This window comes from Mesorhizobium sp. M7A.F.Ca.CA.002.05.1.1 (assembly GCF_003998335.1).
In the GTDB taxonomy this organism is placed as follows: domain Bacteria; phylum Pseudomonadota; class Alphaproteobacteria; order Rhizobiales; family Rhizobiaceae; genus Mesorhizobium.
On sequence record NZ_RZQI01000950.1, the window covers coordinates 1 to 2,231 of the forward strand.

General features: G+C 63.6%; 4 protein-coding genes and 1 pseudogene. 3 read left to right on the forward strand and 2 right to left on the reverse strand.

Features of this window, described 5'->3' with window-relative positions; genetic code table 11:
- Positions 1-139, forward strand: a pseudogene (locus EN939_RS39445) (aldo/keto reductase); the annotation flags it as partial.
- Between the two features lie 176 nt (positions 140-315).
- A complete protein-coding gene (locus EN939_RS30980) occupies positions 316-468 on the forward strand; it encodes a hypothetical protein (protein ID WP_013532262.1) in 153 nt (50 codons plus the stop codon).
- A 66-nt stretch (positions 469-534) separates the two neighbouring features.
- On the opposite strand, the gene EN939_RS30985 is transcribed toward EN939_RS30980, so the two are convergent.
- Both EN939_RS30985 and EN939_RS30990 read right to left on the reverse strand, forming a co-directional pair.
- The gene (locus tag EN939_RS30985) at positions 535-768 is read right to left on the reverse strand and encodes a DUF982 domain-containing protein (RefSeq protein WP_244506945.1); all 234 of its coding nucleotides are present in this window, start codon (positions 766-768) and stop codon (positions 535-537) included.
- A gap of 113 nt (positions 769-881) precedes the next feature.
- Positions 882-1,547, reverse strand: a complete 666-nt coding sequence (locus EN939_RS30990) for a GntR family transcriptional regulator (RefSeq protein WP_127271432.1) — start codon at positions 1,545-1,547, stop codon at positions 882-884.
- 180 nt (positions 1,548-1,727) lie between these two features.
- Here EN939_RS30990 and EN939_RS30995 point away from each other — a divergent pair.
- Positions 1,728-2,231, forward strand: a 504-nt coding sequence (locus EN939_RS30995) for an MFS transporter (RefSeq protein WP_127271431.1), incomplete at its 3' end; no start/stop codon positions are given.

The window sequence follows — 2,231 nt, forward strand, 5'->3', positions numbered from 1 at the left end:
GGTGCTTTCCGGCGAGGAGCGCGAGCGCCTCGATGCGGTCAGCCGGCCGCCCTTGCTCTATCCCTACTGGCACCAGCAGCTGACGGCAAAGGACCGTTTTGGTGCTGCAGATCTGGTGATTGACCGAAGCGGCATCTGATCGGCAAATCGATGGCGATAGGTATTGGCCGCCGCAATGATGGACCTGGCCCCTTCATTGCGACGCGCATCTTGCAAGCCTGGCCATCATCGACGCACTATCGCTTCAGCTGTTGTGTTTGACGGCTAATGCTCCTAGGCAGGACCAGAGCCGCGAGGCAGTGAAAAGGAGCCAATATGGCGCGACCACCAAACTACGATCAGGAACGCAAGGAACGCGACCGCCAGAAGGCGGCCAAGAAGGCCGAGAAGCTGGCAGCAAAGGTTGCAGCGAGGGAACGTTCGAAGCCCGAAGACGAGACTGAAGCCGAAACCGAAACGGCAAAGTGACGGCAAACGGCCCGCAGATGCGGGCCGTGCCTCAATCCAGATTGCCGCCCCAAATGTCGGCTTGTGTCAGGCGGGCGCCTTGTCGCTGACGAACACGTCCACTTCGCGTGCTGCCGCGATGAAGGCACGCCTGGCGTTCATCGCCGGCTTGTCGCCGGCGAGTGCGTCATGGCAGGCCTGCAGGGCCGCGCGATGCTTGGGGCTGCGCTTGCCGGGCCAGCTGTTGAGGAGGTAGTCGGAAGCCTCACGCGCCGTGCGCAAGAGCTGAGTGCTTCCCGCCGCGACTGACTTCACAGTCACAGGTGTTTCAAATCGGTTGTTTTCCATGGCCGCTCCTTACGCCATCGGCGTCTGCGAAGCGAGGCGAAAGTGCGCATACGTCCAGACGCCGCTTTGCGCCCCTTCATCCACCTTTAAGCAGCAACGACGGCAAAGCCTCTGGCGCGAAGACCGCGCCGATCGTTGGCCAGCGACGTCACCAGCCGGTCGCGGCTGCCGACGATGTGGCCTGACAGCAGGCGCGCGGCTTCATCGGCGTCGCCAAGGCGTGCCGACGCCAGTATGGCGCGATGTTCGGCCCAGGCGCGGCTGAGGGCCGCTTCGTCGCGGACCTCCAGCCAACGCGCCCGCGACAGGCGCGTCATGGCATCGCGCACCGCCCGGAACAGGAATTCATTGCCCGACAGACGCGCCAGTTCGATGTGAAAATCCATGCCGACGCGATGCCATTCCTCGCGCGGCGTGTCGTTGTCGCAGGACTCGAGCATCGCCTCGATGACATCGAGGGCGCTCCGGTCCGCCAGGCTGCATGTCAGGCGAAGCGCCGCAACCTCGACCGCTTCCCTGTAGACGGCGATCTGCTCGAGTTCAGCCAGATTGATCGGCGACACCGTCCAGCCACGTCCGTCCCTGCCGACCAGGCCCTCGGTCTCGAGCCGCAGAAGTGCTGCCCTGACCGGGGTTCGCGACGCGCCGAAGCGGCTCTCGATCCAGCGCTCCGTCAGCTTCTCGCCGGGACCGATCTCGAGGCCCAGGATCATTTGCCGAAGCTGTTTTTCGACGCTCTGCATCTGCGACATTGTCGTTTCCATTTTCTGATCGTTGCTGGCGATCGTCTTGCCGGCCGCCTTTTCCGATCACGTTTGAGACGGTCGCATTGACAGCGGTCAAGCTTGCGTCCATCAGGGGCACCATCTTGGTATCCCAAATTGGTATCCGCAGCAAGCATCGATAAGAGTTGCTGGGACAGGACATATGACATGCAGCAGCAGAACACGCCCCCGGCGACCGACAGCACCTACAACATCCACTGGCGGCGCAATCTGTTCGTGTGCGTTGCCGGATCGTTTTCGACGCTTGTCGCCATGACGCTGCTTTTGCCGTTCCTGCCGCTCTATATCGAGCAGCTCGGCGCCGAGGGCCACGCGGCGATCGTGCAATGGTCGGGGATAGCCTATGGCGCGACGTTCTTCGCGGCGGCGCTGGTGGCGCCGCTCTGGGGACGTCTCGGCGACCGCTACGGCCGCAAGGTGATGCTGGTTCGCGCCAGCTTCGGCATGGCCATATGCATGTCGCTGACCGGCATGGTGCAGACGGTCTGGCAACTGGTGCTGCTGCGGCTGCTGATCGGGTTTGCCGGTGGCTATTCCTCGGGATCGACCATCCTCGTTGCCATGCAGACGCCGAAGGAACGCTCCGGCTGGGCGCTGGGCCTGCTGTCGGCCGGCATCACGGGTGGGGCTCTGGTCGGCCCACTGGTGGGC